We start from the raw sequence: 22,159 nt of genomic DNA, 5'->3' as shown, positions 1-22,159 counted from the left end.
CGGGTCCCGGCCGGGCCGGTCGTGTCCTCAGGCCGTCAGGTGGGTGAGGACCCGCTCCGCCTGCGGCAGCAGCCACTCCGGAGCGGTTCCCTCGGGCAGCTTCCCGACCTCCTCGATCAGCGCGGCGATCCGGGCGGCGCCCGCCGTCGGCCGTCCCAGCTCCTGATCCGTCCAGGCGGCGTTGTTCAGGCACTGGAAGCGTTCCTGGAGGTACGCGGACCCGAGCGTGGAGTAGAGCGCCGCCGCCCGCTCCCAGAGCCCGACCTCCTCCAGCCGCAGCGCCTCGATGCCCGCCGCGCCCAGCGTGCCCCGTGCCGGGGAGCCACCGCTTCCTTCCCGGCCGTCCCGGCCGTCCTCGGCCTCGTCCCCGTCCTCGACGGGGAGTTCGGTACTGACCCGCCGGTCCAGTACCTGTGCCAGCTGGTGCCAGGTCTGGGCCAGCTCGGACCGCAGCTCCGGGTCCTCCGGGTCCAGGGCCAGGGCGCCCTCCAGGACCCCGGCCGCCTCGTCCATCCGGGTCCGGGCGGCGGCCGTCGTCACGTCCGTGACGGCCTCGCGCAGCCCCAGCCAGGCCAGCGAACGCAGGATCCGGGCCTCGGAGACGACGGCCTCCCCGGTCAGCCGACGCAGTTCCAGGGCACGCTCGTAGGCGGCGACGGCCTCCTCGGCCAGGCCGGCGTCGGAGAGGCAGTCGGCGGCCGCCTGGGCGAAGCCCGCCTGCGGACGCGGGTCCTCCCAGCCCTGCACCAGCTCCGCCGCCAGCAGGAACTGCTCCGCGGCGCCCCGCGCATCGCGCAGCTCCCGCAGCAGGTTGCCCAGGAAGTCCCGCGCCGAGACGGCCTGGCCCTCACCGTGCTGGAGCAGGTCGGCCAGCGTGGACCGGAGCACTTCCGCCGCGTCGGCGGTCCGGCCCTCACCGGCGTAGGCCCGGGCCAGCAGCAGCCGGGCCTGGGCGCCGCCCTCGGAGGTCAGGCCGGCCTGGTCGAACCAGTGCGCCGCCGTCAGGGCGTGCTCGGCGGCCTCCGCCGCCGAGTCCCGGCGCAGCAGGACGTCCGCGAGGGTGATCCGTACGATGCCCTGCTGCTCGGCGTCGACGACCTCGGCGGCGTGCTCCAGGGCGGACCGCGCCGCTTCCTCGGCCTCCTCGGTCCGCTCCAGGGACACCAGTACCCCGGCCCGCAGTACGAGCGGGTCCACGGCCTCCCACGGACGGTCGGCCTCGATCACCCGGGCAGCGGCGGATGCCAGCAGGGGGAGGGCCCGGTCGGTGTCGCCCGCGGAGAGTGCCAGCCGGCCCAGCATCTCCTCGGCCTCGGCGGTCAGGTCCGCGAGGTCCGGTCCGTAGGCGGCGACGAACGCGCCGAGGTCGGCCACCAGCACCTCGTGGCCGTGCTCCTCCCCGTGGCCGTGGCCGTGGCCGTGGTCCTGCGTGCGCGTGGCCTCGACCGTGCGCAGGTACGACTCCACGCGCATCGAGGACAGCTCCGCGAGCGCGATCCGCCGGGTCCGCAGCGGTTCGGCCGGGTCCAGTGCCTCGGCGGCGCGCAGGGCGGTCGCCAGCAGTTCCCGGACCCGTTCCGGCTCTTCCCCGGACTGGGCGGCGGCGGTCGCCAGCCGGAGCTCGGTGAGGGCCACGCGCTCCGCCCGTCCCAGTGCCCGGTACCGGGCGCGGACGTCCGCCAGCAGTTGCGGCGCGTCCTTCGCGCCGGCCCGCGCGGCGGCCAGGGCCCGCTGGTCGGCCACGTCGGCGGTGACGAGCGGGTCCGCCTCCGAGGCGGGGAGGGCCGAGACCCGTACGGCCACCTCCGCCCACAGGGCTTCCGCCCCCGGGTGGCCCGAGTCGCGTGCGGTGCGGGCCCGCTCCACGAGGGCGTCGAGGCCGGCTCCGGGAGCCTGCGGCCGGGCCGGGGCCACGGCCGGCGCGGGGGTCACCGGCACGGTCCGGGGCAGTCCGGCGCTGCGCACCCCCAGCGGGAGGACGTCGAGCAGCGGTTCCCGCCCGATCCGCTCGCGCAGCTCGTCCGAGACCCGGCTGCTGCCGTTGCGGGCGTCGAAGCGGGCGGCGATCGCCAGGGCCTGGCCGTGGAGGATCCCGTACAGCTCGTCGACGGTGCGCGGGGTGCCCTCGTAGGGGACGGACAGGTCCGCGCCGTGCCCGAGCCGGTGCAGCCGGCGCAGCAGGACGAGCGCCCCGCCGAAGAACTCCATCTGGGTGTCGACGTCCGCGAGCGGGACGAGGTGGACGGCGTGTTCGGAGAGGATCTCCAGACCGCGGGCCTCGTTGCCGGTCAGGGCGCAGAACTCGATGTGCTCGCCGATGGAGCGCAGCAGGCTCTCCTTGCCCCGGGCCAGGCGGTATCCCCGCAGGTGGTGGGAGCGGGCCTCGTCGGCGCGGCCGAGCCGTACGAGGGGCAGCAGGGAGCGCGCGAGGACCCGGTGCGGCTCCTCCATGCAGGTCTGGCCGCCGCCGAGGACCGGCTCCCAGACCTCGATCGCCTTCGCGTCCTCGCCCCGGTCGGCCCAGAACCAGCCCTGGGTGTGGGTCTCGCAGGCGCGGCAGTCGCTCATGGCGTCGCGGTCGGCGGCCCGCCAACGGGCGATGGCCCGTTCGGCCCGCTCGCGGTCGCCGGTGGCGTGGGCCAGGTAGAACTCGGACTGGCGCACGGCGCGTTCGCTGTACCCGGCGATCCGGTAGCGCCGTTCCATGTCGTCGAGCCAGCGGGTGACCGTCTCGATGGGGATCTCGGGGGATTCGACGATCCGGCCGGCCACCCACTTGAAGCGCCAGAACAGGGCGTGGGCGTGGCCGCTGTCGAAGGCCGTGGGGTCGCGGTCGTACTCCTGGAGGAGGCGGGCGAACGGGATGACCATGCGGGTGCGTTCGGCGCTGTACTCGTAGGCGTCGATCTGGGTGATCAACGCGTGGCGGAACAGCGCGGGGTCCCCGCTGACCTCGGCGGCGGCGGTGAGGGCCTCGGCCTGCGCGTTGCGGGCCGCGCCGTGGGGCAGGCCGCGGTTCTGCTGCAGTCCCTGCCGGATCTCTTCGTTGGTCATGGCGGTCACTTGTCGTCCTCCTGGGCCTGGGTGGGGTGGGTCGCCCATTCCAGGAGCCCGAGGAAGGCCCGGTTGAGCAGGGTGGAGTCCGCCGGGCGCAGGGGTCGCTGGGACATCAGCAGGGCCTGCCCGTACAGGGATTCGACCGCCGTGCCGGTCAGGGTGGGGTCGGGGAGGCCCGCGATGCGCCTGATCAGCGGGTTGTTGTGGTTGAGGACCAGGCGGGCCCGGGGGCCGGAGCCGCGCAGGGAGCCGAGGATGCCGCTCCACAGGGAATCGGCGTTGTCGAGCGCGGCCGTGCGGTCGCGTTCCTGGCGGGCCTGGCGGTCGTCGAGGTAGAGGGCGGGGACGGCCACGGGCTGGAAGGCGCGCAGCACCACGTCGCAGCTGTGGGACTCCAGGCGGGTGCGGGCGGTGGCCAGGAAGCCGGCGAGGGCCAGTTCGACCTCGGTGGCGACGGGGTCGAGGCGTTCGGTGACGGCTCCCGCGTCGAGCTCGGTGACCTTGAGGTCCGGGCGTACGGAGGGCAGCAGCGCCAGCAGGTCGGCGTCGTAGGTGTAGCCGGCGTTGATGACGCCCAGGCCGTGGGCCGCCGCGATCGGGGCGATCTGGCGGAACTCCTCGACGGTGCGGGTGAAGTGGATGTCGGCGTGGGCGGCCGCGAACTCCTCCAGGCTCATCGAGCCGTCGCTGGTCTCGAAGGGCAGCCAGGGCAGCATCAGCGCGAGCAGCTCGGCGTCGTGCCTGGCCAGCGACTTCACGCCGAGGTGGTGGACGCTCAGGAAGGTTGCCAGCCGGTCCGGTTCGCCGACGGCGAGCTCGGCCAGCCAGGCCCGGACGCGGGCGCCCAGGGCTTCGCGTACGGCGGCCAGGGTCTCGTCGTCGTAGAGGTTCTCGCGGGATGCGGTGGGGCGCAGCGTGTCGGTGTCGAGGACGACGCGGACGAAGAACGCCCAGTCGGGCAGCAGGTTGTCGGCCTGGTCGGTCAGCAGCATGCCCTTGAGGTGGACGCGGTGTCCGGCCCGGTGGGCGGGGCTGGTCGGTTCGGGCAGGACGTACGCGACGCCGCGGATCCCGGCGACCGGCAGGTCGAGGTCGATGCTGTCGAGGGGGGTGAAGCCGAAGAGCGCGGCGCAGTGTCCGGCGAGCGCGACGCGGCGGGCGGCCGGGGTGGGGAAGGGGCGGTCCCACACGGCGGGCCGGTCGGTGACGGGGCGCGGGGCGCCGCCGAGTCCGTCGTCGAAGGTGATCTCGTGGGGAAGGAGGGAGCCGTAGTCGCGGGCGAGCCGCTCGACCCTGGCGGGTTCGGTCCACTCCTCGGCGCCGGGGCGGGCTTCCAGGTGGACGGTGGTGCCGGGCTCCGGGCGTGCCTCGTGGGGCAGTTCGCGCACGGTGTACGAGCCGTCGTCCGTGGCCAGCCATTCCACGGGAGCGGCCAGGGGGTCGCGGGCGGAGCGGGTGACGACCCTGATCCGGCGGGCGACGACGAAGCAGGCGAGCAGGCCGATGCCGAACTGGCCGAGGAACTCCTGACGGGTGGTCTCCAGGCCGCGGATGTCGGGGTCGGTGCCGTTGCCGCCGCGTTTGGAGCTGCGGCCGATGGTGGCGAGGAGGGAGTGGGCCTCGGCGGCGGTCAGGCCGATGCCGGAGTCCTCGATGGTGACGCGGCCGGCGGACGCGGAGAGGCGGATGCGGACCAGGGCGCCGGGTTCGTGGGCGTGGCGGGCGGTGACGGCGTCGACGGCGTTCTGCAGGAGTTCGCGGACGTAGACGCGGGGGCTGGAGTAGAGGTGGTGGGAGAGCAGGTCGACCAGGCCGCGCAGGTCGACCTGGAAGTTGTTGACCTCGGCTCCGGTCGCGGCTCCGGTCGCCGCTGCGGCTTTCGTGCCGCCGGGGAGGTCCGGTGAGGAAAGGGAGTCGGACGTCATGGGGTGTCACCTCGCGTGGTCACAGGGATGGTCGGTGATCGCGAGGTGCCCCCCTCACTGATCCCGGAACGAGAACAGATTAGGGGGATGATCCGACAGTCTTCCGTGAATTCCCGTTCGTCCGCTCCTACTTGTCCGGGCCTATCGGAAACGCAGGAATTCCGGAGGCACGGCGTCCGCCAGCCACACCCCGTTGGCGCTGATGCGGAACACGTGCCCGGCCGCGCGCATCGCGCCGGCGTCCACCGTCAGCACCACGGGCCGGCCCCGGCGCGCTCCCACGCGCGTCGCCGTCTCGCGGTCGGGTGACAGGTGCACGTGGTGGCGGGCCATGGGGCGCAGGCCTTCGGCGCGGATGGCGTCCAGGGCGGCGGCGACGGTGCCGTGGTAGAGGTGCGAGGGCGGTTCGGCCTCCGGCAGGCCGAGATCCACTGCCACCGTGTGCCCCTGGCTGGCCCTGACGCGGGTGCCGTCGACGGCGAAGCGCTGCTTGTCGTTGGAGGCGACCACGTGGTCGAGTTCGGCCCGGGTGAAGCGGAATCCGTGGGCCGCGGCGGCGCGCAGAAGATCGTCGATCTCCACCCATCCCTGGGTGTCGAGCACCAGTCCGATTCGATCCGGCTGATGCCGCAGGTGTTTCGAGACGTATTTGGACACCTTCACGGTGCGTCTGTCGTCCATGACCCCAGCTTGCCGGGTCGGGACGGGCATGAGCAGCGATTTTTGACCGCCCCGTTGAACGCGGACTCCCTCTATCGCGTTTCCAAGATACGGAATACATTTTCCGCTGAACCGCTGCCCACAGGGAGAAACTATGACAAATAAGGCTTCACTACTACGGCGCGCGACTGCTGAGCTCATCGGCACCGCGAGCCTGCTCGTGGTGGTGATCGGTTCCGGCATCCAGGCCGCGTCCCTCAGCCGCGACACGGGAGTGGCCCTCGTCGCCAACTCGCTCGCTTCCGCCATCGGCCTCGGGCTGATCATCACCCTCTTCGGGCCGCTGTCCGGAGCCCACCTCAACCCGGTCGTCACCCTGACCGCGTGGTGGGCCCGTCGCACCGGCGGCGAGGGGCTCGACGTCCGGGAGGCCCTCGCCTACGCCACCGCCCAGACCGCCGGGGCCATCGGCGGGGCCGTCCTCGCCGAGGTGATGTTCGGCCGCACCCCCGGGGAGTTCTCCACACGGGTCCGCGACGGCGGTCACCTGCTGATCGGGGAGATCGTCGCCACCGCCGGCCTGGTCCTGGTCATCCAGGGGCTCGGCCGCATCGGACGGTCCCGGCTGATCCCGTCCGCCGTCGCCGCGTACATCGCCGCCGCGATCTGGTTCACCTCCTCGGGGTCGTTCGCCAACCCCGCGGGCACCGTCGGCCGGGCCTTCAGCGACTCCTTCACCGGCATCGCCCCGCAGTCGCTGCCCGGCTTCGTCGCGGCCCAGCTGCTGGGCGGTTGCGTGGGCCTCGCCCTGGCCACCCTCCTCTACGGACGTGACCGCGGCACCCGGTCGGAGGAGCGGGTGCAAGCCGCCGGACCGACCGGACCGCTGGCTCCGGACGAAGAGAAACCGGTGGCCGATATCACCCGCACCGGACCCGCTTTCGAGGCCGTGGTCTGAGGATCAGGTCGGGTTCCCCACAGCCGAACGGGAGTTGTCCACAGCCGTTTCGGTGGGTTTCGGTGACAAGAGTGTGATTCGCCCTGTGGACTGCTGATCGAGCACTATCGGCCGCCCTTGCTGACCAGATCGTTCATGGTCCGTGCCTGGAGCTCGCGTTCCGTCGCGGCCCGGACGAACTCCGCCACGTGCGCGGACCCCACCAGCTCCTGCACCGCCCGCACCGTCTCGGCGGGCAGGGCCACCGGCGCCGGGCCCGAGGGCTGCGCCCCGCCGGCGGCCCCCAGGTGCCGCTGGAGGTGCCGGGTCGCGAAGAGCCGCATCGCCCGCGCCAGCTCGGCGTCCACCGTCTGCTGGGCCAGGGGCCGCAACCTGCGCACCATCGTCGCCGCCTCCGCCGCGTCCGCGTCGGTCGGCGGCACCTGGCCGAGGTAGCGGGCGAAGACGTGCTCGGTGGTGAACTCCAGGAAGCGCGAGGCGATGTGCTCCACCTGACCGCGCAGCTCGCGCAGGTGTCCGGTGATCGCCACCAACGGAACCCCGGCCGCGTACAGCTCGGCCGCGACCGCCAGCTCCTGCGGTGACGGCACCAGGAACTCGTCCGGGCGCCCCGCGATCCTCTCCAGCACCCCCAGCTCGCAGGCCTCGTCCACGGCGTCGTCGTCGGGCCGGCCCCCGAACCGCTCGTTGAGGTCGGCCCGGCTGATGCGGGCCGCCTCCTCGTCGGTCCACGGTCCGTGCACCTCGGCCACCAGGCCGAGTACGCCGCCCAGTCCGCGCCCCGCGTCCCAGGCCTCCAGCAACTCCTTGATGGAGGCCAGGGTGTAGCCCCGGTCCAGCAGGTCCGCGATCTGCCGCAGCCGCGCCAGATGCGTGTCCCGGTAGACGTTGGACCGGCCGCGGCGCTCCGGCTTCGGAAGCAGACCGCGGTCCTGGTACGCCCGGATCGTGCGTACCGTCGCTCCGCTGTGGTGGGCCAGATCCTCGATCCGGTACTCCGCTACCGCCTGATCGGACAATCCCGGCTCCCTACGACATGGCGGCTCGCCCGACCGCGCCCGCCGCGGTCCGGGCGGCAGGAGACGCCGCCAGGCACTCGACCGCCCTGCGCAGCGAGCCCTCCTGCGAGGGATGGTACGACCGCAGGAAGGAGCGGGGTATGGCCGTGCCCGGCTCTCTCCACACCGGCCCCCGTCCCCGGGTCATGGCCCGGCTCCGTCCGTCCCGCTCACAGCCGGGGCTCCACCCTCGCGATCCGCCGCAGCGCGCGCGGCGCGAAGCGGGACATCCACAGGGCGCCCTTGGACTCCGGGGTCACCGGTACCACCGCCTGGTTCTTCACCACGGCCAGCAGGATCGCGTCGGCGACCTTCTCCGGCGGGAAGTTGCGCAGCCCGTACAGCCGCGAGGAGCGTTCCTGGCGGCGCTTCTCCTCGGCCGCGTCCACCCCGGCGAACCGCGAGGTGGCGGTGATGTTGGTGTTGACGATCCCCGGGCAGATCGCCGAGACGCCGATCGACTTCCCGGCGAGCTCCGCGCGCAGGCACTCGCTCAGCATCAGCACCGCCGCCTTGGAGGTGCTGTAGGCGGGCAGGGTCCGGGAGGGCAGGTAGGCGGCGGCGGAGGCGGTGTTGACGATGTGGCCCCCCTGGTTGCGCTCGGCCATCTGCTTCCCGAAGATCCGGCAGCCGTGGATGACACCCCACAGGTTGACGTCGAGGACCTTTCTCCAGTCCTCGGAGGTGGTCTCCAGGAAGGAGCCCGACAGCCCGATACCGGCGTTGTTCACGAGGACGTCGACGATCCCGTACTCGGTGGCGACCTTCGCCGCGAGCTTCTCCATCGCCTGCTCGTCGCTGACGTCGACGCACTCTCCCCAGGCCTCGGCCGCACCGACCAGCCGGGCCATCCCGGCGGTGCGCGCCGCGCCCTCGGCGTCCCGGTCCACGGCCACGATCCGGGCCCCGGCCTCGGCGAACGCGAACGCGGTGGCCCGTCCGATGCCGCTGGCGGCGCCCGTGACCAGCACCAGCCGGCCGCCGAACCGGTCGGCGTAGCGGCCGGGGGCCTTCTGCTGCGGGGCCCGCGCGGCCGGTTCCTCCCGTGCGGTCACGAACTCGGAGATCCACGACGCCACCTGGTCCGGCCGGGTCCGCGGGATCCAGTGCTTGGCGGGCAGGGTCCGCCGCAGCAGGTCCGGGGCCCACAGCTCCGTGTCGTCGTAGAGCCGCTCGGAGAGGAACGCGTCCCCGGTCGGCACGATCAGCTGAACCGGTACGTGCGCGTAGGCGTCGGTGCGCGGCCGGCGCATCCGCGGCCGGACGTTGTCGCGGTAGAGCCAGGCCCCGTGTGCCGCGTCCTCGGGGAGCGAGGCGGTCGGGTAGGAGCTGTCCGGGAACTTCTCCGCCCGCTGGACGATCTTCGGCCAGCGCTTGCCGAGCGGTCCGCGCCAGGCCAGCTCCGGCAGCACCGGGGTGTGCAGCATGCCGACGTACCAGGACTTCACGCCCTGGTTCAGCAGCTGGGCGGCCCGCCGCGGGGTCGGCCGCGCCATCCGCTTCTTGATCCAGTGCCCGAAGTGGTCGAGGGAGGGGCCCGACATGGAGGTGAAGGAGGCGATCCGCCCTTCGGTGCGGGCGACCGTGGCGAACTCCCAGCCCTGTACGGACCCCCAGTCGTGGCCGACCAGGTGCACCGGGCGGTCCGGGCTGACCGCGTCCACCACGGCCAGGAAGTCGTCGGTCAGCTTCTCCAGGGTGAAGCCCCCGCGCAGCGGCACCGGCGCAGAGGAGCGCCCGTGGCCGCGTACGTCGTACAGGACCACGTGGAAGCGGGACGCGAGCCGCTCCGCGACCTCCGACCAGACCTCCTTGCTGTCCGGGTAGCCGTGCACCAGCACCACGGTCGGATGGTCCGTCTCCCCGAGCTCCGCGACGCACAGCTCGATGCCGCCAGTGCTCACCCAGCGCTCCCGGGCGCCCGCCAGTGCCCTACCGCTCATCCCGCTCATGCCGCCTTCTCCTCAGCCCAGCGCCGCACGTGCGGCAGGTCGTCGTCCAGCCAGAACGCGCTCTCCTCGGGGTCCCGGGAGTCGGTGACCACCAGGATCTCCTCGAACTTCGCCCCCGTCCCCCGGAAGCCCAGGTGCGGCTCCACCGCCCACAGGCCGGGTCGCGGCGGGTGGTCGGAGAAGCGGTACGGACTCCACAGCGGGGACCAGCCCTCGCGGTGCCCGTGCAGGGCGTCCGAGACCAGTCCCCTGAGGGACTGCGTACCGAACCCGAACGCGGTCGGGGACCAGCGCCGCTCCGCGACGCGGTCGATCTTGTGCGCGATGACGCCGAAGGGGTAGGCCCGGTGGCGGTTGGCGTACCCCTGGCGGGTCATCAGCCGCTCGACGTTCTCGTAGATCTCCCGGAGGGAGCGGCGTTCGCGCACCTGCTGCAGGATCAGCTCCCGGTGCGGGCGCAGGTCGGACATCAGCCGGTCCTGCAGGGGGTGCAGGCCGAGGCTGCCGGAGTACCCGATGTCGGCCGCGTATCCCCGGTACACGGGGGCCATGTCGAGGATGAACGGCATGCCCGGCTCCAGCTTGCGCCCCGTCGGGAAGAACTGGAGGGGGATCTTGAAGTTCGCGAAGGCGGTGCGGTCGCCGAACCAGGCGAAGGGCAGGTGGAACCAGTCCCGCACCCCGCGCTCGCGCAGCCAGTCGCGCTGCATCCGGGCCGCCTCGCGCTCGGTCACGCCGGGTCGGAGCTGGGCCGCCACGGTCTCGGCGCATGCGTAGGCGAGGCGCTGGACCTCTCTGAACCCGCGCAGTTCGGCGGAGAGCCCTGCCCGGTCGTGCGCGGTGCGTTGCTTGGTTTCCCCAGCCATGCCAGCCGTCCGTCCTGTAGGCGTGCGCGCCCGTAACCTGACACTGATGAATGTGACAATGACCGGAGATCACGTCAAGGCCCGTGCACGGACCTGTGGACAAACTTGTCCGGGCCATGCCTAAAGCTTCCGCGGGGCCCGTCGGCGGCCGGCCGTCATCAGACTTCGGTCAGGGCCCGTAGTCCTCAAGGCGGATACGTGATCCCGCTCCAGGTCTGACGATCCGGCCCGCCCGCGGCACTAACGTCGAACGCGTGACTGTCATCGCGACCGAAAGCCTGAGCAAGCGGTACCCCCGAGTGACCGCCCTCGACCGGCTCTCCCTGGACATCGGGCCCGGAGTGACCGGGCTCGTGGGCGCCAACGGAGCCGGCAAGTCCACGCTGATCAAGATCCTGCTCGGACTGTCCCCCGCCACCGAGGGCCGCGCCGCCGTGCTCGGACTCGACGTCGCCACGCATGGCAGCGCCATCCGTGAACGCGTCGGCTACATGCCCGAACACGACTGCCTGCCACCCGACGTCTCCGCCACGGAGTTCGTCGTCCACATGGCGCGCATGTCCGGGCTGTCGCCGACCGCGGCCCGCGAGCGCACCGCCGACACCCTGCGCCACGTCGGGCTGTACGAGGAGCGCTACCGCCCCATCGGCGGCTACTCCACCGGCATGAAGCAGCGGGTCAAACTGGCCCAGGCACTCGTCCACGACCCGCAGCTGGTCCTCCTCGACGAGCCGACCAACGGCCTGGACCCGGTCGGCCGCGACGAGATGCTCGGCCTGATCCGCCGTATCCACACCGACTTCGGCATCTCCGTCCTGGTGACCTCCCACCTCCTCGGCGAGCTGGAGCGGACCTGCGACCACGTGGTCGTCGTCGACGGCGGCAAGCTGCTGCGCTCCAGCTCCACCAGCGACTTCACCCAGACCACCACCACCCTGGCCGTCGAGGTCACCGACTCCGACGCGCACCCGGACGGCACCGCCGCCGTGCGTGCGGCGCTCACCGCGGCGGGCATCGTCCTGCACGCGGGCGAGGAGCAGGGCCTGCCGGGTGCCGGCCACATCCTCCTGGTCGAGGCCACCGGCGAGGACACGTACGACACCGTCCGCGACACCGTCGCCGACCTCGGGCTCGGCCTGGTCCGCATGGAGCAGCGCCGCCACCACATCGCCGAGGTCTTCCGCGATGGCGACCGGGCCGCACAGGCCGCCGCGCAGGCCGCACAGGCCGCCCCGCCCGTTCCGCAGTTCCAGACCCAGCAGAAGGGAGCCGGTTCCGATGGCGCCTGACACCTCGACCCAGATCCACAACATCGGCTACCGGTCCTACGACGGCCCCCGCCTCGGACGCGCCTACGCCCGCACCTCCCTCTTCTCGCAGTCCCTCCGGGGCGCGTACGGACTCGGCCGCTCCGCCAAGTCCAAGGTGCTGCCGATGATCCTCTTCGCGGTGATGTGCGTCCCCGCGCTGATCATCGTCGCGGTGGCGATCGCCGTCCCCGGCTCCACCGACCTGCCGATCAAGTACACGACGTACGCCCTGACCACCCAGGTGATCATCGGCCTCTACCTCGCGTCCCAGGCACCCCAGTCCGTCTCCCGGGACCTGCGCTTCAAGACCGTGCCGCTGTACTTCTCGCGGCCGATCGAGCGGGTCGACTACGTCGTGGCCAAGTACGCGGCCATGGCCTCGGCCCTCTTCATCCTCACCGCCACCCCACTGCTGATCATGTGGATCGGCTCGTTGCTGGCGAAGTTCGACTTCGCCGACCAGACCAAGGGATTCGGGCAGGGACTGGTGTCCGTACTGCTGCTGTCGCTGCTCTTCGCGGGACTCGGCCTGGTCATGGCCGCGCTCACCCCGCGCCGCGGGTTCGGCGTCGCCGCCGTCATCGGCCTGCTCCTGATCCCCTACGGCGCCGTCACGGCGGTGCAGGGCGTCGCCTACAACACCGGCCACACCGCGGCCATCGACTGGATGGGCCTGTTCTCCCCCATCACCCTGATCGACGGCGTGCAGACCGCCTTCCTCGGCGCGACCTCCGCCTTCCCCGGTGGCGAGGGCCCCTCCGCCGGCGTCGGCGTCGTCTACCTGCTCGTCGCCCTCGGCCTCATCGTCGGCTCGTACGCCGCCCTGATGGCCCGTTACCGGAAGGCCGGGCTGTGACCATCATCGACATCGACCACACCTCCCGCTGGTTCGGGAACGTCGTCGCCGTCAACGACGTGACCATGCGCATCGGTCCCGGCGTCACCGGCCTGCTGGGCCCCAACGGCGCCGGGAAGTCCACCCTCATCAACATGATGGGCGGCTTCCTCGCCCCCTCCACGGGCACCGTGACCCTCGACGGCGCGCCGATCTGGCGCAACGAGCAGGTCTACAAGCAGATCGGCGTCGTCCCCGAGCGCGAGGCGATGTACGACTTCCTCACCGGCCGGGAGTTCGTCGTCGCCAACGCCGAGCTCCACGGGCTCGACGACGCGGACGCCCAGCGGGCGCTCGCCACCGTCGAGATGGAGTACGCGCAGGACCGCAAGATCTCCACGTACTCCAAGGGCATGCGGCAGCGCGTGAAGATGGCCTCCGCGCTCGTCCACGATCCCTCGGTCCTGCTCCTCGACGAGCCCTTCAACGGCATGGACCCGCGCCAGCGCATGCAGCTCATGGACCTGCTGCGGCGCATGGGCGACGAGGGCCGCACCGTGCTGTTCTCCTCCCACATCCTGGAGGAGGTCGAGCAGCTCGCCTCCCACATCGAGGTGGTGGTCGCCGGCCGGCACGCGGCCTCCGGCGACTTCCGCAAGATCCGCCGTCTGATGACGGACCGCCCCCACCGCTACCTCATCCGCTCCTCCGACGACCGGGCCCTCGCCGCGGCCCTGATCGCCGACCCGTCCACGGCCGGCATCGAGGTCGACCTGAAGGAAGGCGCCCTGCGCGTCCAGGCCGTCGACTTCGGGCGCTTCACCGAGCTGCTGCCGCAGGTCGCCCGCGCGCACGGCATCCGGCTGCTGACGGTCTCGCCCTCCGACGAGTCCCTCGAGTCGGTCTTCTCCTACCTCGTCGCGGCCTGAAGGAGCTGGCACCCATGTACAACCCCACCGTCGCCCGGCTCACCTACCGGGCCCTGCTCGGCCGCCGCCGCGCGCTGATCCTCTTCGCGCTGCCCGCCCTGCTGATCGTCATCTCCGTCGCCGTCCGTGCCTTCACCGGCGTGGACGACAAGGTGGCGACCGACCTGCTCGGCGGCTTCGCCCTCGCGACGATGGTCCCGCTGATCGGCGTCATCGCCGGCACCGGAGCCATCGGCCCCGAGATCGACGACGGATCGATCGTCTACCTGCTCTCCAAGCCGGTGAAGCGCCCGACGATCATCCTGACCAAGCTGACCGTCGCGATCGCCGTCACGATGGCCTTCTCCGCCATCCCGACCCTGATCGCGGGCTTCATCCTCAACGGCAACGGCCAGCAGATCGCCGTGGCCTACACGGTCGCGGCGCTCGTCGCCTCGATCGCCTACAGCGCCCTGTTCCTGCTGCTGGGCACGGTCAGCCGGCACGCGGTCGTCTTCGGCCTGGTCTACGCCCTGATCTGGGAATCCCTCTTCGGCAGCCTGGTCTCCGGGGCCAAGACCCTCAGCGTCCAGCAGTGGTCCCTCGCCCTGGCCGAGAAGGTCGCCGGACAGGGGTACGTGGACGCGAGCGTCGGCCTGTCCACCGCCGTGATCCTGCTGATCGTGGTCACCGTCGGCGCCACCGCCTACGCGGGCCAGAAGCTGCGTCGCCTCACCCTCGCCGGCGAGGAGTAGGGCCCCCGCACCACCGCGCAACCGGTGCCCCGCCCGGCCCACCGGCCGGGCGGGGCACCGGCGTACACGGCATCATCGGTGCATGATCGAGCACACCGAGCCCGAGCCGTCCAGGCCCCTGCGGTCCTGGATACGCGCCTCGCCCGGAACCCACATCTGGCTGCTCATCATCGCCGTCACCAGTGTCATCGTCGTGATCGCGCCCGACCGGGTCGAGCACGTCCTGCTCCACCGCAACAGCAGCAACATCCACGAGCTGGTCAAGCACCCGATACGGGCCCTGATCAGCAGTGCCTTCTGGATCGAGGACCCGGCCTCCCTCGCCCTGTACGCCGTGCTCTTCGAGCTCTTCCACGCCACCGTCGAGCGCTGGCTCGGCACCCTGCGCTGGCTCGTGATCGTCGCGACCGCCCACGTCGTCGCCACCCTCGCCACCCAGAAGTTCCTCCTGATGGCCATCCAGGACAACCGTGCGCCGCACAGCATGACCCACGTCGTCGACATCGGCGTCAGCTACGGCATCGCGGCCTCCGTCGGCGTTCTGACCTACCGGCTCCCGGGCCCCTGGAGATGGCTGTACCTCGCCGGCGCCGTGGCCTTCTTCGGCCTCCCGCTGCTCACCGGCGGTACCTTCACCGATCTCGGCCACGCCATCTCGCTCGCCGTCGGGCTGCTCGCCTGGCCGCTGACCCTGCACCCGGACCCCCACCCGGCAGCCGCCGCCCCCTGACCCCCGGCCTGTGTTTCACGTGAAACATCGCCTCCGGCCTCCGTGCCGCAGGGAAATTCGCTGGTACGGGTCCTGCGCCCCCGGCAGAGTGAGGGGTGCGGGGAGCAACAAAAGGTCCGGGGCAGCCACTTCGAGCGCGCCTCGCGGCGCGGGCTGTCCCGGACCTCTCGTACCTCTACGCGTCGCGCTACGCGGCGCCCAGCAGGCGCTCCAGCACCACCGCGATGCCGTCCTCCTGGTTGGAGGTGGTGACCTCGTCGGCCACGGCCTTCAGCTCCGCGTGGGCATTGGCCATCGCGACGCCGTGCGCGGCCCAGCCGAACATCGGGATGTCGTTGGGCATGTCGCCGAAGGCGATCGTCTCGGCGGCCTTCACGCCCAGCCGGCGGGCGGCGAGCGAGAGGCCCGTGGCCTTGCTCAGGCCCAGCGGCAGGATCTCCACTATCCCCGGACCGGCCATCACGATGTCGACCAGGTTGCCCACGGTCGCCCGAGCCACCTTGACGAGTTCGTCCTCGCCCATTCCCGGGTGCTGGATGTACAGCTTGTTCAGCGGTGCCGTCCAGACGGCCGCGGTGTCCTCCAGGTACTGCGCTGGGAGGCCCTCCTGCACCTGGTAGCCGGGGCCGAACAGCACCTCGCCGTCCACCCCGTCCCGGCTGGCGGCCAGGGCCAGCGGACCCACCTCGGCCTCTATCTTCGACAGCGCCAGCCCTGCCAGCTGCCGGTCCAGCGTCACCGAGGTCAGCAGCCGGTGCGCCCCGGCGTCGTAGACCTGAGCGCCCTGCCCGCAGACGGCGATCCCCTTGTAGCCGAGGTCGTCCAGCACGTGCCGGGTCCAGGGCACGGCCCGGCCGGTGACGACGATGTGCGCCGCGCCCGCCGCGGTGGCCGCGGCGAGCGCTTCACGGGTGCGTTCCGAGACGCTGTCGTCGTCACGCAGCAGCGTGCCGTCGAGGTCCGTCGCGACGAGCTTGTAGGGGAACGGGGCCGGGCTCACTTGGCGATCGGCTCCAGCACCTCGCGGCCGCCCAGGTACGGACGGAGCACCGGGGGGACCCGCACCGAGCCGTCGGCCTGCTGGTGGTTCTCCAGGATGGCGACGATGGTGCGCGGGACGGCGCACAGGGTGCCGTTCAGCGTGGACAGGGGCGCGGTCTTCTTGCCCTCGCGGTAGCGGATCGACAGGCGGCGGGCCTGGAAGCCGTCACAGTTCGAGGCGGAGGTCAGCTCGCGGTACTTGCCCTGGGTCGGGATCCAGGCCTCGCAGTCGAACTTGCGGGAGGCGGACGAGCCCAGGTCGCCGGTGGCGACGTCGATCACCTGGAAGGGCAGCTCCAGGCTGGTCAGCCACTGCTTCTCCCAGTCGAGGAGGCGCTGGTGCTCGGCCTCGGCCTCCTCCGGCGCGACGTACGAGAACATCTCGACCTTGTCGAACTGGTGGACGCGGAAGATGCCGCGGGTGTCCTTGCCGTACGTACCCGCCTCGCGGCGGAAGCACGGCGAGAAACCGGCGTACCGCAGGGGCAGCTTGTCGGCGTCGATGATCTCGTCCATGTGGTACGCCGCGAGCGGGACCTCGGAGGTGCCGACCAGGTAGTAGTCGTCCTTCTCCAGGTGGTAGACGTTCTCCGCGGCCTGGCCGAGGAAGCCGGTGCCCTCCATGGCGCGCGGGCGGACCAGAGCGGGGGTGAGCATCGGGATGAAGCCGGCCTCGGTGGCCTGCGCGATCGCGGCGTTGACCAGGGCCAGCTCCAGCAGGGCGCCGACACCGGTGAGGTAGTAGAAGCGCGAACCCGACACCTTGGCGCCGCGCTCGACGTCGATGGCGCCCAGGGACTCGCCCAGCTCCAGGTGGTCCTTGGCCTCGAAGCCCTCGGCGGCGAAGTCGCGGATCGTGCCGTGCGTCTCCAGGACGGTGAAGTCCTCCTCGCCGCCGACCGGGACGTCACTGTGGACGATGTTGCCGAGCCGGAGCAGGAGGCTCTTGGCAGCCTCGTCAGCCTCGTTCTGCTCGGCCTCGGCGGCCCTGACGTCCTGCTTGAGCTGCTCGGCCTTGGTCAGCAGCTCGGCCCGCTCCTCCGGAGAGGCCTTGGGGATGAGCTTGCCGAGGGACTTCTGCTCGTTGCGCAGCTCGTCGAAGCGCATGCCGGAGGACCTGCGGCGCTCATCGGCGGAGAGCAGTGCGTCGACGAGCTCGACGTCCTCTCCACGGGCGCGCTGCGAGGCGCGGACACGGTCAGGGTCTTCACGGAGCAGCCGAAGGTCAATCACCCCTCCAGGCTACCGGGCTGGGCTTCCGGGGATCACATCGATATCACGCTGCGTGTCGCTATGTCCCAATTGGTGCGAATGTAAAACCCTCGCCCGGCGGCCGGATCCGGCCGCCGCGGGCCGGTCGATAAAACCGGCCCATTCCCCGAAAAGGGGCACAACGGCGGGCGGTGGCCGGGGTGTGAGCAGCCGCGCGGAGGCCTCCTTGTCCACAGGAATTCCCCCTGGAGCCGTCTTATCCACAGGCTGTGCGCCGGTTCTGTGGACACGGAATTAGATCAATAGGGATCGGCGAGCGGTCGGGGCCGATCAGGGTTCAAACCGCCCTCACACACTCATTCGGGTGGGAATGACTCGCTCCAAAGAGTTGATCGGTGATACAGGGGTGACGCCGTTCACCTACCGCTCCCCAGCGCGAAACCTGGGCCACCCGGCCGATTTGTCGACCTTGTCGCGCCGCTCTGTCGACTTGTCCCCAGGTCCCCATCTCAGCCTGTGGATAACTCTGTGGACAGGTGGACGGCGACCTACGCCCGGCCGTCGAGGCAGCGAGTCAGCCAGTCGGAGGCCTCCGTGAAGTCGCTGTCGGAGGTTCCCGGCCGCGCGGCGCGCACCTCACTCACAGCGACCCCGGCCCGCGGATAGGAGCCCAGGAAGCGCACCTGCGGGCAGGTCCGCTTGAGGCCCATCAGCGCCTCGCTCACCCGGCGGTCGGAGATGTGGCCCTCGGCGTCGACCGCGAAGCAGTAGTTGCCGATGCCCTCTCCGGTCGGGCGGGACTGGATCAGCATCAGGTTCACCCCGCGGACGGCGAACTCCTGGAGGAGCTCCAGCAGCGCACCGGGGTGGTCGTCGCCGAGCCACAGGACCACGGAGGTCTTGTCGGCGCCGGTGGGCGCCGCCGGCCGGGCGGGCCGGCCGACGAGCACGAAACGGGTCTCGGCGTTCTGCGCGTCGTGGATCTCGGTGACCAGCGCCTCCAGCCCGTACGTGGCGGCCGCGAACTCGCCCGCGAAGGCGGCGTCGAAGCGGCCCTCCTGCACGAGCCGTGCACCGTCGGCGTTGGACGCCGCCGACTCCCACACCGCGTCGGGCAGATGGGTCCGCAGCCAGTTGCGCACCTGGGGCTGGGCCACCGGGTGCCCGGTGACGGTCTTGACGTCCGACAGCTTGGTCCCGGGCCGCACCAGCAGCGCGAACGCGATCGGCAGCAGCACCTCGCGGTAGATCATCAGCGGCTCGCCCGAGGCCAGCTCGTCGAGGGTGGCGGTGACCCCGCCCTCCACCGAGTTCTCGATCGGCACCAATGCCGCGGCGGCCTCGCCGTTGCGCACGGCGTCCAGGGCGGCCGGGACCGACACCATCGGGACCAGCTCCCGGGTGGCGGCTTCCGGCAGGGTGCGCAGGGCGGCTTCGGTGAACGTGCCCTCGGGACCGAGATAGGTGAAGCGGGTGGCCGACATGCGATCAGCCTAATGCCGGGACACCCGCCCCCGTGGGGCTGTTCACCCTTCGAGCAGGTGCTGCCCCACGTACTCCCCGCTGCGCGGCGCGGGCGGGACGGCGTACAGGCCGCTCGACTCGTGCCGGATGAACTCCGACAGCGCGTCGCCACGGTCGAGCTTGCGTTGGACCGGCACGAATCCGCGCAGCGGGTCGGCCTGCCAGCAGATGAAGAGCAGTCCGGCGTCGGGCGTTCCGTCGGGGGCGATCCCGTCGTGGAAGGAGAAGGGCCGGCGCAGCATCGCGGCGCCGCCGTTCTGTTCCGGGGCGGAGATCCGGGCGTGGGCGTTGGAGGCGATGAGCGGCTTGCCGTCGGGGCCGAGCTTGTCCAGGGCGGGCTTCGTGGTCTCGCTGCCGCCGGTCAGAGGTGCCCCGGTGGCCTTGGTCCGGCCGATGACCTGCTCCTGCTGCGCCAGGGACCGCTTGTCCCAGTCGTCGAGCAGCATCCGGATCCGGCGGACGACCGCGTACGAGCCGCCGGCCATCCAGGAGTGTTCGGCGGGCCCGGGGCCGGCGCCCTGGACGAAGATCCGCCGGTCGAAGTCGGGATCGGCGGGCTTGGGGTTCCCGGTGCCGTCGACCTGGCCCATCAGGTTCCGTGCCGTCATCGGGGTGCTGGTGGCACCGGGAGAGCGGTTGAAGCCGTTCATCTGCCACCGCACCCGGGCGGCCTCCCCGGCGTCCTTCTGTACGGCGCGCAGGGCGTGGAACGCGACGAGCCCGTCGTCGGCGCCGATCTGCACCCACAGGTCACCGTTGCTGCGCTGGGCGTCGAGGCGGTCGGAGGAGAAGTCCGGCAGCGGGTCGAGGGCGGCCGGGCGGCGCGCCACGAGATCGGTGCGCTCGAAGAAGGAGTGTCCGAAGCCGAACGTGAGGGTCAGGGAGGACGGCCCCGCGTCGAGGGCGATCCCGCTGTCCGACGTCGGGGCGGTCTCGCCGGCCATGAGCCGCCGTGCGGTGTCGGACCAGCGGCGCATCAGCGCGGCGGCCTCCTTGCGCCCGGCGCCCGGGACCAGGTCGAAGGCGAGTACGTGCCCCTTGGCCTGGAGCGGGGTGGTGATGCCCGCCTGGTGGTCCCCTTCGAAGGCGACCCGGGTGGCCCCGAGGGAGCCGGGGGATCCGGCGGCACCCGAGGCGCCGGCCGGGGAGTCGGAGACCGCCGAATGCACCAGGGCGCCGCCGGTGGCGCCGAGTGCGAGCCCGGCGGCGCCCGCGGCGCCGACGGTGCCCAGCAGCCGGCGCCGGGAGATCTCGATGTCGGGGTTGCTCCCGGTGCTTTCGGTCACGCTCTTCAGCCGATCTTCACGTTCTTCTGGACGGTCGTCTGGTCGATGTCGGAGGTACGTACGGTCACGTCGATGCGCCATTCCCCCGCGAGCGGCAGCTGGACCCCGGACGCGCTCCAGTGTCCCGGAGCGTCGCGGTCCGGGGCGACCGGCAGCGGGCCGATCTCCTTGGCCGGGAGGGTGAATGCGATCTTGATCTCGGGGAGGTCGAGGGGCTTGCCGTCCTCGCCGTCGGCCCACAGGTGCAGGGTGTTGGCGCCGACCCGGCCCGGGTCGAGCTCCAGCCGGACGGTGCCCTTGCCGTTCTGGCCGCCGGTGTCGAACGGCAGGGTGATCTTGACGGCCCGGTTGGGCACCGCCGGGCCGGCCGCGCTGCGGTTCGTCTCCAGCTGTGCGGCGCGGCCGGGTTCGGTGCTGGTCAGGACCGTGGTCACGGCCAACAGGACCACGGCCACACCGGCCTCGGCGAGTACCGAGCGGCGCAGCCCCGCGCGGCCGGGATCGGCGTCGCGGACCTGCTTGTCGCGGGCCTTCTCACGGGCGGCGCGCTGACGTGCCAGCTGTGCGGCCCGTCGGGGGTCGGCGTCGGAGCCGCTCGATGTTTCACGTGAAACATCGGCCCCCGCGAGCACCTCGGCGGGCTCTTCCACGGGTGCCCCGGCCTCGGCGCCCCCGGTGGAACGGACCTCCCCGAGCCGCCCCGTCCACTTCCGCGAGAGGTAGGCGATGGCGACCAGGACGGCGACCAGCGAGACCTTGATGATGAGGAGCCGGCCGTAGCTCGTGTCGGTCAGGGCCGACCAGCTGCCGAGCTGGCGCCAGGACTGGTACACGCCGGTCACGGCGAGGACCAGGACGCTGATGAAGGCGACCTTGGAGAAGCGCTGGACGGCCTCCCGCTCGATGTCCGGCACCTTGTGCAGCGCGACCAGCAGCGCGACCAGGCCACCGAGCCAGGTGGCCACGGCGAGCAGGTGCAGGATGTCGACCGGCATCGCGATGCCGGGCTGGATTCCGGTGGAGGCGTGTTCGGCGAGCGCCCAGGTGGCGGCGATGCCGCCGGCCACGACGGTGCCGCCGATGGCGAGCCCGAAGGCGAGGTCGCTCGTCTCCTTCTTCGCCTCGTCGGCGGCTTCGGCGTCGGTGGCCTCGTCGGCTCCGGCTCCGGCTCCGGCTTCGGCTTCGGCTTCGGCTTCGGTGGAGGCGGAGCGGGTGCGGTCGGTGCCTTCGGATCCGGTCTCGGCGGCAACCTTCTGGCGCCGGGCGTAAGCCCCGAAGAGCACGGCGATGAACAGGGCGGCCGCCCCGAGGAGCAGCAGCCGGGAGACGAACGAGGCGCCGGTCTTGGTTTCCAGGACCGCCTGCAGCCCGTCGAGGTCGAAGGCGTCCGCGAACTTCCCGGAGCCGGTGTACGGGGTCCGGAGCACCAGCATCGCCAGGGTGGCGGCCGTGAGGGTGACCCAGCCGCGCACCACCAGCTTCTGCAGCGGCCGTTCGGCGGAGCCCCGGCGCCAGCACAGCAGGATGAAGGCGGCGCCGCCGACGAGGACGGTGAACCCGGCGTAGGCGGCGTAGCGGGCGATGTCGTACACGACGCCGACGGGTCCGCCGCCCACCTGCCGGTCGGGGAGGGAGACGCTGGTGGCCGACGGGGCGCCGACGGAGAAGGTGAAGGCGCCGGAGACCGGGTGGCTGTCGGCGGAGACGGCCTGCCAGGCGACGGTGTAGGTGCCGTTCGGCAGGCCGGTGTGCAGGGCCGTGCCGTAGCGGACGGTCGATCCGCTGCACATGTCCCGCAGTTCCCCGGTATCGACCCGCTTGCCTTGCGGGTCCATGACGCGGATGGAGTCGTCACCCATGGCGACCTGCTCCGAGAAGGAGAGGGTGACCTGGGCGGGTGCCGTGGCGACCACCGCCCCGTCCTTGGGGTCGCTCGCGGTGAGTGCGGCGTGTGCCGTGGCCGGGGAGGCCGCGGTGAACAGGGATGCCAGCAGGGCTGCGAGGACCAGCGCCAGCCGCGGCAGGTATGCCGTGGCACGGGCGGCGCGGGCCGGTGAAGGAGCGGGGGCGGTGGCCGTCATG

At 72.0% G+C, this 22,159-nt stretch carries 17 protein-coding genes and 1 pseudogene; 6 read left to right on the top strand and 12 right to left on the bottom strand.

The genetic code is table 11. The annotated features are described in order from the left end of the window. Positions 1 to 27: 27 nt before the first annotated feature. The 3 genes from OG295_RS16750 to OG295_RS16740 form a co-directional block, all read right to left on the bottom strand. Positions 28 to 3,063, bottom strand: coding sequence for a tetratricopeptide repeat protein (locus OG295_RS16750; RefSeq protein WP_371677599.1), 3,036 nt, complete (start codon positions 3,061 to 3,063; stop codon positions 28 to 30). Beyond that, complete coding sequence (locus OG295_RS16745) at positions 3,060 to 4,982, bottom strand: HSP90 family protein (protein ID WP_371677598.1); 1,923 nt, start codon at positions 4,980 to 4,982, stop codon at positions 3,060 to 3,062. Before OG295_RS16745 ends, OG295_RS16750 begins: the two co-directional genes overlap by 4 nt. A gap of 141 nt (positions 4,983 to 5,123) precedes the next feature. Then, positions 5,124 to 5,663 carry an RNA 2'-phosphotransferase gene (locus OG295_RS16740; RefSeq protein ID WP_371677597.1) on the bottom strand — a complete coding sequence of 180 codons (540 nt, stop codon included), beginning with the start codon at positions 5,661 to 5,663 and terminating at the stop codon, positions 5,124 to 5,126. A 133-nt stretch (positions 5,664 to 5,796) separates the two neighbouring features. Here OG295_RS16740 and OG295_RS16735 point away from each other — a divergent pair, with 133 nt between their 5' ends. Continuing rightward, entirely contained in the window at positions 5,797 to 6,600 is an 804-nt protein-coding gene (locus OG295_RS16735) for an aquaporin (RefSeq protein WP_371677596.1), read from the top strand. A gap of 104 nt (positions 6,601 to 6,704) precedes the next feature. Here the strand turns inward: OG295_RS16735 and OG295_RS16730 are convergent, their stop codons facing one another. The 4 genes and pseudogenes from OG295_RS16730 to OG295_RS16715 all read right to left on the bottom strand — a co-directional run bounded on the left by OG295_RS16730 (position 6,705) and on the right by OG295_RS16715 (position 10,476). Then, a complete protein-coding gene (locus OG295_RS16730; RefSeq protein ID WP_371677595.1) occupies positions 6,705 to 7,619 on the bottom strand; it encodes a MerR family transcriptional regulator in 915 nt (304 codons plus the stop codon). Between the two features lie 10 nt (positions 7,620 to 7,629). Beyond that, positions 7,630 to 7,791: pseudogene (locus OG295_RS16725) on the bottom strand (metal-dependent hydrolase); the annotation flags it as partial. Between the two features lie 37 nt (positions 7,792 to 7,828). Further along, complete coding sequence (locus OG295_RS16720; RefSeq protein WP_371681212.1) at positions 7,829 to 9,601, bottom strand: SDR family oxidoreductase; 1,773 nt, start codon at positions 9,599 to 9,601, stop codon at positions 7,829 to 7,831. Between the two features lie 5 nt (positions 9,602 to 9,606). Next, positions 9,607 to 10,476: a M24 family metallopeptidase gene (locus OG295_RS16715; protein WP_371677594.1), complete on the bottom strand. Its 870-nt coding sequence runs from the start codon at positions 10,474 to 10,476 to the stop codon at positions 9,607 to 9,609. Positions 10,477 to 10,730: 254 nt separating this feature from the next. On the opposite strand from OG295_RS16715, the gene OG295_RS16710 reads away from it, so the two are divergent. From OG295_RS16710 to OG295_RS16690, 5 genes are all read left to right on the top strand, one after another. Then, on the top strand, positions 10,731 to 11,765 hold the full coding sequence (locus OG295_RS16710; protein ID WP_371677593.1) for an ABC transporter ATP-binding protein: 1,035 nt from the start codon (positions 10,731 to 10,733) through the stop codon (positions 11,763 to 11,765). Then, a complete protein-coding gene (locus tag OG295_RS16705; protein ID WP_371677592.1) occupies positions 11,755 to 12,642 on the top strand; it encodes an ABC transporter permease subunit in 888 nt (295 codons plus the stop codon). Before OG295_RS16710 ends, OG295_RS16705 begins: the two co-directional genes overlap by 11 nt. Beyond that, positions 12,639 to 13,550 (top strand): ABC transporter ATP-binding protein, encoded by a 912-nt coding sequence (locus tag OG295_RS16700; RefSeq protein ID WP_356212177.1) that lies wholly within the window; start codon positions 12,639 to 12,641, stop codon positions 13,548 to 13,550. The genes OG295_RS16705 and OG295_RS16700 overlap by 4 nt, the downstream gene beginning before the upstream one ends. 14 nt (positions 13,551 to 13,564) lie before the next feature. Continuing rightward, complete coding sequence (locus OG295_RS16695; protein WP_371677591.1) at positions 13,565 to 14,284, top strand: ABC transporter permease; 720 nt, start codon at positions 13,565 to 13,567, stop codon at positions 14,282 to 14,284. An 82-nt stretch (positions 14,285 to 14,366) separates the two neighbouring features. Further along, positions 14,367 to 15,014 carry a rhomboid-like protein gene (locus OG295_RS16690; RefSeq protein ID WP_371677590.1) on the top strand — a complete coding sequence of 216 codons (648 nt, stop codon included), beginning with the start codon at positions 14,367 to 14,369 and terminating at the stop codon, positions 15,012 to 15,014. A gap of 187 nt (positions 15,015 to 15,201) precedes the next feature. Here the strand turns inward: OG295_RS16690 and OG295_RS16685 are convergent, their stop codons facing one another. The 5 genes from OG295_RS16685 to OG295_RS16665 all read right to left on the bottom strand — a co-directional run bounded on the left by OG295_RS16685 (position 15,202) and on the right by OG295_RS16665 (position 22,158). Then, positions 15,202 to 16,014, bottom strand: a complete 813-nt coding sequence (locus OG295_RS16685; protein WP_371677589.1) for an HAD family hydrolase — start codon at positions 16,012 to 16,014, stop codon at positions 15,202 to 15,204. After that, positions 16,011 to 17,288: a serine--tRNA ligase gene (gene serS / locus OG295_RS16680; RefSeq protein ID WP_371677588.1), complete on the bottom strand. Its 1,278-nt coding sequence runs from the start codon at positions 17,286 to 17,288 to the stop codon at positions 16,011 to 16,013. Before serS ends, OG295_RS16685 begins: the two co-directional genes overlap by 4 nt. 527 nt (positions 17,289 to 17,815) lie before the next feature. Then, the gene (gene pheA, locus OG295_RS16675; RefSeq protein WP_371677587.1) at positions 17,816 to 18,751 is read right to left on the bottom strand and encodes a prephenate dehydratase; all 936 of its coding nucleotides are present in this window, start codon (positions 18,749 to 18,751) and stop codon (positions 17,816 to 17,818) included. A gap of 42 nt (positions 18,752 to 18,793) precedes the next feature. Next, a complete protein-coding gene (gene efeB / locus OG295_RS16670) occupies positions 18,794 to 20,077 on the bottom strand; it encodes an iron uptake transporter deferrochelatase/peroxidase subunit (RefSeq protein ID WP_371677586.1) in 1,284 nt (427 codons plus the stop codon). A gap of 5 nt (positions 20,078 to 20,082) precedes the next feature. Next, the gene (locus tag OG295_RS16665) at positions 20,083 to 22,158 is read right to left on the bottom strand and encodes a copper resistance protein CopC (protein ID WP_371677585.1); all 2,076 of its coding nucleotides are present in this window, start codon (positions 22,156 to 22,158) and stop codon (positions 20,083 to 20,085) included. Position 22,159: the final 1 nt, after the last annotated feature.

The organism is Streptomyces sp. NBC_01276 (genome assembly GCF_041435355.1).
GTDB lineage: Bacteria > Actinomycetota > Actinomycetes > Streptomycetales > Streptomycetaceae > Streptomyces.
This window is presented reverse-complemented; position numbering and strand designations above follow the sequence as displayed.

What these genes read in the sequence shown, in the direction of transcription:
- pheA (WP_371677587.1), bottom strand. Translation starts at nt 18,751, where the DNA reads ATGTCGGCCACCCGCTTCACCTATCTCGGTCCCGAGGGCACGTTCACC.
- OG295_RS16720 (WP_371681212.1), bottom strand. Translation starts at nt 9,601, where the DNA reads ATGAGCGGTAGGGCACTGGCGGGCGCCCGGGAGCGCTGGGTGAGCACT.
- OG295_RS16665 (WP_371677585.1), bottom strand. Translation starts at nt 22,158, where the DNA reads ATGACGGCCACCGCCCCCGCTCCTTCACCGGCCCGCGCCGCCCGTGCC.
- OG295_RS16715 (WP_371677594.1), bottom strand. Translation starts at nt 10,476, where the DNA reads ATGGCTGGGGAAACCAAGCAACGCACCGCGCACGACCGGGCAGGGCTC.
- OG295_RS16705 (WP_371677592.1), top strand. Translation starts at nt 11,755, where the DNA reads ATGGCGCCTGACACCTCGACCCAGATCCACAACATCGGCTACCGGTCC.
- OG295_RS16690 (WP_371677590.1), top strand. Translation starts at nt 14,367, where the DNA reads ATGATCGAGCACACCGAGCCCGAGCCGTCCAGGCCCCTGCGGTCCTGG.
- OG295_RS16695 (WP_371677591.1), top strand. Translation starts at nt 13,565, where the DNA reads ATGTACAACCCCACCGTCGCCCGGCTCACCTACCGGGCCCTGCTCGGC.
- OG295_RS16735 (WP_371677596.1), top strand. Translation starts at nt 5,797, where the DNA reads ATGACAAATAAGGCTTCACTACTACGGCGCGCGACTGCTGAGCTCATC.
- OG295_RS16740 (WP_371677597.1), bottom strand. Translation starts at nt 5,663, where the DNA reads ATGGACGACAGACGCACCGTGAAGGTGTCCAAATACGTCTCGAAACAC.
- OG295_RS16745 (WP_371677598.1), bottom strand. Translation starts at nt 4,982, where the DNA reads ATGACGTCCGACTCCCTTTCCTCACCGGACCTCCCCGGCGGCACGAAA.